The following is a 7,018-nucleotide window of genomic DNA, read 5'->3' on the forward strand; positions in this document are numbered from 1 at the left end:
TTTATTTTTGCACCAGAACCGTCGTTTCCGTTTTACTTGATCCCGCTATTTGCGGTCAGTAAGACTTCCACATCAAGATTCAGAGAGAAACAAAGAAGATAGGTGGGGGATGAAGCCCCCACCGTTGGAAGTTTCACTTTATAACATACATAACTGTTGCCATGTATAAGTGTATTTTGTTATTTGTTATTCACGTACGTATCAAACCATAAATGAATATATCCAGCTGTAATACGCTGTGCTTCCGTTAAACGTTTTCCTGTTACCGGTGTTACTTCAGCACGCCATTTGTCAGCAGAGTCTTGTGATACCGCTGCTTTTAAGAACCAATTCTTCGTATTGTCATTAACAATTGATGGGAAATCAGCTTTTGCTGCTGCTGCCGATGCATGAACCCACTCTTCTGGATTTGCACTTTGCCAATTCCAATAGCCATTTCCATCTGTTACTTTATAATTGTCTTTCACTGTATCAACGAAGTTTTCATATTTTGAGTGGAAGCCAAATGGATGCGAAATGTTAGTGAAATTTGCTGCATGCATAGGCTGGTTAACATCCCCTAAATAATGAAGTGATAATCCTAAATAAAAGAATGCATTTTTCAGATCTTTATTTTGATAAGCTTCACCAGCTAGTTTAAAATACTTCGCTCCTGTTTGCTTTGCTTGTTTAGCAAATGGAATATACGTTTTTCCTGAATCAGGATCATAGAAGTGTGAAGCGAATGTGGAATTATCATAGTATGGGTTTTGATAATCCGCAGAGTAAATGCCTTTCTCTAGATCCGTACGCCATTCATTTAATAGAGCTGTCTCATTTGGCTTCACAACACTCGTATTTTGGGACATAATATCAATGGCTCTGTTTACAATCCATAAATGAGAACTTACTCCTTCATTATGTATAGATTCTGCTGACCATCTTTGAGCAATAGGTGGATCAAATTGCCCATCATTTTCATGTGCGAACGCCACACTTTGAATAGGAGCTGTTAAAGCAATGACAGAAGCTATAGCAAACATTTTTCTTTTCATAAATATTCCTCCATTTGATGTATAATTTAACTTTCCTTCATAGAGCTTTCTTTTACCTTACCGGAAGACACGTTAAATGCTAATAAGTACAGTTATATAAAGCCGAATGTAACAAATACCCTATTGTAAAGGTACCAATTCATAACCAGATTGATATGGCGGCGCAGAACTTCCCCATAGTTTATCTTGATTTGAAAATGGTTGACCTGAAGGCTCTAGTTCGAAATACGATGTAACTCCATACTCAGAATTTTGTGGATCTGCACTGTACCAATCACAAGGTCTACCCATTTTATCTCTAAGATAATCAGTTTTACCTGTTATTAAATTGATTTCCTTTGCATTTTGTTCCTGAACTGTTAACGTGCTTTTTGATTGATCGCTAAAATAAATCCAGCCGCGATTCCCTGCATTGACATATTTTTTAGTTCCTCCTGCCTCAGCATTTGGTCCCCCAATCCACATTGACATGGTAACTGGCGTATTATGTCTTATATATCCATCACTTTCTACGCCATCTGGAGTTTCGAAATTGATAGGTGTACCATAGTACTCATTACCTTTTGTATCCTTATGATTCTCAGCAGTACCATAATAAGATTTATCTTTATACTGCATTACATAATGCCAACCCGCAAACTTCTCATAAGTTACTCCAAGTCTCTTCTCACCTACACCTGCATAAGCAGCATACCGAGGCTTACCATCCCAAATTTTACGTACCATTATATAATCTTTAGATGTCTTGACTGGATCCCCATAAATATCCAGTATACGATTGTCCTCAGCTGCATAAGCAGAATTTGTAGGAAAAACAGTAACTATCAAACTAAATATGAATGCTAAGAATGTAAGTATAGGTAGTTTTCTTTTAATCAACATATCTTAATATCTCCTTATTTTCATTAATGGTTTTACTCCCTGCGCGCATCGTCTACTAGTGGACAAGCCTCATCATAGCAAACAAATATTTCATTTCTCTTTCATGAATGTTACAAAAGTCTTTCAAAGGTCTGACGTATTTGTTGGTGAAACTAGCACACAAAGAAGGAAACCCGCATGTTTATTGGCTTTATCATCAATCTATTTAAGTGTATATAAAATTATATAAAAATATGCAATATTGCATATCAGAATGTATTGATATTTATATGATCGCTTACTTTAATAAAAATATAAAGATGTACCACATCTTAATACATAAAAAGGGGAGAAAATAACATGGCAATCGCAATGGCAGTTTTAAAATTTGTAGGTGGATTACTTCCATTCGTTCAAGAACTTTTAAAAGCATTTATGTAAGTTCGTTATTTCGCAATTATTTATAAAAATTATCATACAAATGATCTGTATCCCAAAGATGAATTGATGTGCAGATCATTTGTGTGAGCAAGCTTTAGCAAAAAAGAATCCCAAAAGAAATAAGGGATTCTTTTTCTCTATTTGCGTGATTAACATCTTTGCCGCTTATGCTAATAAAAACCCTTCAATTATCCGAGGGATTTTTCATTTTAGATACAATGATTACTGATAAAAAAGTCTTTCAACTGTATTATTTCTTTTCTGATATAACGGGAAGAGTAAACCAAAATTCACATCCCTGTTTACCATCTGGACGGTTCCGAACACCAATTGCTCCTTTATGCATTTCCACTAGTGATTTTGCAACGGCGAGTCCAAGTCCAGATCCTCCAGATTGTGAACTTCTTGATGGATCTGTTCTGAAAAAGCGTTCAAATATACGTAGTTGTTCATCGTAGGAAATCCCATTCCCCTCATCACGCAAAGTGAATATAATTTGCTGTTTCTGTTTATTTTCCTCTACAATTAACTCAATTGTGCCACATGTAGGAGAATGTCTAATCGCATTATGTAACAAATTATTGATAACTCGTGCTATTTTACATGGCATAATCCAAAGTTTTGGTAATGTATCTGAAACACGTAATTGCAAGTCAATCTCTTTATCTTTCAATAGGATAGCATGTGAATCTATTACTTTTAATAGAATACTATCTACATGTTTTAGACTTGGATGAAATGCTTCTTGTCCAAGTTCTAACTTAGAAAGCTCAAATAAATCATTAATTAATCCACTTAATCGTTGTATTTCGTTTAGAATTGTCGTTAGATACTGATTTTTCATATCAGCATCTTCAATTAAACCATCCTGTAACGCTTCTATGATCAATTGTATGCTAGCAAGAGGAGTTCGTAAGTCATGTGAAATATTCGCAATCAGCTCAGTACGTTCTTTTTCTCCTTTTTCTAACTTAGTAAAGCTTTCTTCTAATTTTTTTTTTATTTCTTGAAAAGCTGTGGCTAATTCTTTAAACTCTTCCGGTTCTTTCCCTATTAGGGGTCACCATATAGAACATAAACACTCATGTAAGCATCCCAATAGGGTGCGTTTTTCTCTGTTATATAGAAACTACATAATAAAAATGAAATTCAATAAAGTAGACATTAATTTAATATTACCTAGCTAGCTTTTGATAAAGTACCTTATTTGATACTGTAAGGAATAAAATATCAGTCTGAAAGAATAGTACATCATATTCTTCAAATAATTGTTTGTTTACTTTTTCCCAATAAATTTCTTCATTATATAAGTAAAAAAGAGATAAGAACACTTTCATTACGTGCATTATCTCTTTTCGAATACGTATGGCATATCCCATGCAAATTTACCACATATTTTCATGAGACTTACAGATTGCTCTTCAACAAAATTATATCTCATTTTTATAAAAAATATACAATTTAAACTTTTCGCAAAACACATCATGGAAATATATGTAATACAAACACATTGAGATATTATAGTTATCTATACCTATCAATTCATATTATTATAATAAATATCAATTGAATATACATATAGGTCTTTCTGTAAGAATGCACCATTCTTCTCTATTAATCTATACTTATATTTTGACTAATTTATTATGATGTAGATATTAATTTAAAGTTATTTATACAAAAGAAATAAATAGATTTTTTAGGAAGAGAAAATGATATACCATTCTGCTTTCTTAATTCACATAATTTTCAAAAATAAAATACCTGGATGTTAATATTTGTTATATAATATACTTATCAAAGCATTACCCCTGTAGTTTCTATGATGATAGTTTGTTTGTCCCGAATATTCACCTGAAACTAAAAAGAACTTGTAGTGATTTCTACAAGTTCTTTTTGTTCTTCTGATCAAATACGATCAGAAATCTTCCATCACTTAAATACTTGAGTTTATATTTTTTATTGCAGAGGAAGCATAAAATGCAGGTTTATGCTTCCAAAATAAACATTCTGTAATTATATGGGGTGTTTTAAAGATGTATTTCGTTTTCCAAATCAATTTTCATCTTAAATATGGCAGTATATGCTGCTCGTATAGTGCCTTTACAATCTCAATATACTTCATGTTCTTAGCGTTAGGAGAAAACATACTCATAGGCAGTGATAAAGAAAGATTGTACTCCTGATCTACCTCTACATTTATATAGCCATTCATACTATTATCATTATTTACATCAATATGCCGACCAACTGAAAATTGGATTTGTTTGGATGAATTATAAAAGCTTCCTAACCATATTTTAAAATTACCTGAATTTTGACCGTTCAAATAAAATGCATATATAATCTTATCACTAGTTATATTTTCTTTTTGATAAATAAAGTTTGGATTTTGACTATGTAAAGTATTTAATATTTCATCTAAGCCGTTAGTAATAAGATTAAAGCTTTCTTCGATAAAAGAATTTTTTTCTAAATCTGTAGGCGGACTTAATCTCGGAATAGTAACATCATTAAAAACGTTTACTACGGAATTACCATGCGATATAGGTTTTCTTAGCTTTTTTTCGCCAATAGGACCTATATCGAACATAGGAATTTTTTGTAGTCGATAGACCAATTCTTCAAACTTATCACCAAATTCAGCTGGATTTGAAAAATCAATATAATTTATTCCTTGCAAATGAAATGGAATAACTTTTTGAAGAACAGCAGGTTGCCGAGTTAAAATGATTAATTTATTAAGATTTTGCTGAATAATAGGTAATGAAAGAATTGTTTCAAAGCCCACTCCCCCTGCAAAATCATCAGCCTTAACTGCATATTTTTCAGTTAATATCATTATAATGTAATCATCATCTCGCATATGTTCTACCATCATTTGATTCAAATTGACTGTTGAAGTAGATGTAATGCCTCGATCATAATTTGCATCATATCCTTCCGACCGAAGTTTTCTCACCAACTCTAATACCCATAGTTGGTGTTCTTCCGAATCCCAACTATAACTAACAAAAACTTTTTCAGGACTATTACCCATTTATACTCTTCTCCCTTTTCATAATTGAGATAATTTCGATTTTCTGATTTCCTAAATAAAGAAATCTTGGTCCTTTTTCTTCATTAAAGTACTCCATATTCATAAAAACAGGTCTTAATGGAATTGACTCATTTGCAAAAGATATTGTTTCCACCATTTCATTAAGAACATCAAAAATAACTGTTAAATCTAATATTTGTCTGAACTGATAACCCGATCCACCTGCTATGTACTTTTCACAAAACGATGACCATAATTTATGGTAGGCAGAAAATTCCTTGTTATTATATTTAACTTTTTCATAATCATGTGAACCATCGACTTCATATTGTTCAATGGAACCTTCTTGAAACTTAATAAAATCCCCTGATATATATTGATTATTAAATACTATCACCAATTTTAATTCGCTTGTATTCCCTGTTATTTTTTCTAATAACCCATTATAATGTAACTTCTTTAATAGGTAATCCATAGCTTGTGCCTCTTTTAATGAGTACATATCAGATCCTCCTAAATGTTATAATGCCACATCAAGTTCCACCTGTACCGTTCCTCCTTTTTTAACTATAATATTACAGAGATGTTCTTCTTTTTATTATATAGAATAAAAGAATATATGTAGAGAAATAGCATTTTAAAAAAACGTATGTTTATATCGTAAGACTGTAATAAATATTCATTCCAAAAGGTACAGAAAACAGGTTATAAGTAAGGAAGTATATCTTTACTTGTAACCTGTTTTGATTAATTATATTTTATTCAGTTTTTATGTAACATTCTTAAAACAATGTGTGGGAAATTATGCAGTTATTGTAGAATTACCGAGAAGTTTATAATATCTATCAAATTGATTTACTATGTAAGGAGAGCCTAAAACAGTACCTCTTTCATCAAGAAATAAAAATGTAGGAATCATGGAGATTTTATAGTCTTTCATAAAATTCATTGTGGCTAATAATACTTGCAACTTTGTTTCTTCTACAAAGTCCATGTTATTTAACATAGTAGGATCAGAGGTTGCAACAATCAAGACAAAATTATAATTATCCCCGTACTTTCTGGCTTCTTCTCTAAATTCAATAATGTCTAGTGAACAAGCATCACAAGTATCAGCAGCAATTAAGAGTATAACGGGTTTATCCCGTAACTCTTCTAATGTCACTATATTTCCCGTTAGGGTTTCTAAACTAAATCTTGGAGCAATTGAATTGATAGGTAGACTATTAGAAGCCATAGTATTTTGCTTTGCAGATTTTATTGTATGTAGTTTAGAATGCAATTTTTTAAGTGATAGATTTGTAAATATAAAAATCACTAATGTTAGAATAAACAGTACAAAGTAAAACATTTATATTCCCCCAATAAGTCAACATAAAACAATGGATTAGTTTATAAACTAATCCATTGTTTTGGTTTTAACGGTTACAATTACATCTAGAACCGGTCTGATTCGAGCCACAGTCAGCTCCAGATTTACAGTCCCAAACATACCTTTTCCCTGTCCCTACATATGGATGTGGGTTACCACCTGTACCACAATATGTATCTGGACTACAAGAATATCTACTACAGTCACATAAAATTGCGCCTAATAACATATCATTCTCCCCCCTTTCATTCCAAATTATAACATGTTATA

At 31.9% G+C, this 7,018-nt stretch carries 7 protein-coding genes and 2 pseudogenes; 1 reads left to right on the forward strand and 8 read right to left on the reverse strand.

Features of this window, described 5'->3' with window-relative positions; translation table 11 throughout:
• Window positions 1-179 precede the first annotated feature (179 nt).
• Both B5P40_RS31350 and B5P40_RS31355 read right to left on the reverse strand, forming a co-directional pair.
• Window positions 180-1,034, reverse strand: coding sequence for a phospholipase C (locus B5P40_RS31350; protein WP_113710495.1), 855 nt, complete (start codon window positions 1,032-1,034; stop codon window positions 180-182).
• A 120-nt stretch (window positions 1,035-1,154) separates the two neighbouring features.
• Window positions 1,155-1,916: a hypothetical protein gene (locus tag B5P40_RS31355; protein WP_113710496.1), complete on the reverse strand. Its 762-nt coding sequence runs from the start codon at window positions 1,914-1,916 to the stop codon at window positions 1,155-1,157.
• 233 nt (window positions 1,917-2,149) lie between these two features.
• On the opposite strand from B5P40_RS31355, the pseudogene B5P40_RS34155 reads away from it, so the two are divergent.
• Window positions 2,150-2,336: pseudogene (locus B5P40_RS34155) on the forward strand (hypothetical protein).
• Between the two features lie 250 nt (window positions 2,337-2,586).
• Here the strand turns inward: B5P40_RS34155 and B5P40_RS31360 are convergent.
• From B5P40_RS31360 to B5P40_RS32615, 6 genes and pseudogenes are all read right to left on the reverse strand, one after another.
• Window positions 2,587-3,393, reverse strand: a pseudogene (locus B5P40_RS31360) (sensor histidine kinase); the annotation flags it as partial.
• Between the two features lie 118 nt (window positions 3,394-3,511).
• The gene (locus B5P40_RS31365; protein ID WP_113710497.1) at window positions 3,512-3,715 is read right to left on the reverse strand and encodes a hypothetical protein; all 204 of its coding nucleotides are present in this window, start codon (window positions 3,713-3,715) and stop codon (window positions 3,512-3,514) included.
• A 683-nt stretch (window positions 3,716-4,398) separates the two neighbouring features.
• The gene (locus B5P40_RS31370) at window positions 4,399-5,376 is read right to left on the reverse strand and encodes a toll/interleukin-1 receptor domain-containing protein (RefSeq protein WP_078177118.1); all 978 of its coding nucleotides are present in this window, start codon (window positions 5,374-5,376) and stop codon (window positions 4,399-4,401) included.
• Entirely contained in the window at window positions 5,369-5,878 is a 510-nt protein-coding gene (locus B5P40_RS31375) for a hypothetical protein (RefSeq protein ID WP_078177117.1), read from the reverse strand. The genes B5P40_RS31370 and B5P40_RS31375 overlap by 8 nt, the downstream gene beginning before the upstream one ends.
• Before the next feature lie 300 nt (window positions 5,879-6,178).
• A complete protein-coding gene (locus B5P40_RS31380) occupies window positions 6,179-6,727 on the reverse strand; it encodes a peroxiredoxin family protein (RefSeq protein ID WP_113710498.1) in 549 nt (182 codons plus the stop codon).
• Window positions 6,728-6,794: 67 nt separating this feature from the next.
• The gene (locus B5P40_RS32615) at window positions 6,795-6,977 is read right to left on the reverse strand and encodes a hypothetical protein (protein WP_088031801.1); all 183 of its coding nucleotides are present in this window, start codon (window positions 6,975-6,977) and stop codon (window positions 6,795-6,797) included.
• Window positions 6,978-7,018 lie beyond the last annotated feature (41 nt).

Origin of the sequence: Bacillus sp. SRB_8, from assembly GCF_003264205.1 — a bacterium.
In the GTDB taxonomy this organism is placed as follows: domain Bacteria; phylum Bacillota; class Bacilli; order Bacillales; family Bacillaceae_G; genus Bacillus_A; species Bacillus_A mycoides.

Excerpts from the sequence above, each read along its gene's own strand:
- B5P40_RS31350 (WP_113710495.1), bottom strand. The coding sequence starts at position 1,034 with ATGAAAAGAAAAATGTTTGCTATAGCTTCTGTCATTGCTTTAACAGCT.
- B5P40_RS31355 (WP_113710496.1), bottom strand. The coding sequence starts at position 1,916 with ATGTTGATTAAAAGAAAACTACCTATACTTACATTCTTAGCATTCATA.
- B5P40_RS31365 (WP_113710497.1), bottom strand. The coding sequence starts at position 3,715 with ATGGGATATGCCATACGTATTCGAAAAGAGATAATGCACGTAATGAAA.
- B5P40_RS31370 (WP_078177118.1), bottom strand. The coding sequence starts at position 5,376 with ATGGGTAATAGTCCTGAAAAAGTTTTTGTTAGTTATAGTTGGGATTCG.
- B5P40_RS31375 (WP_078177117.1), bottom strand. The coding sequence starts at position 5,878 with ATGTACTCATTAAAAGAGGCACAAGCTATGGATTACCTATTAAAGAAG.
- B5P40_RS31380 (WP_113710498.1), bottom strand. The coding sequence starts at position 6,727 with ATGTTTTACTTTGTACTGTTTATTCTAACATTAGTGATTTTTATATTT.
- B5P40_RS32615 (WP_088031801.1), bottom strand. The coding sequence starts at position 6,977 with ATGTTATTAGGCGCAATTTTATGTGACTGTAGTAGATATTCTTGTAGT.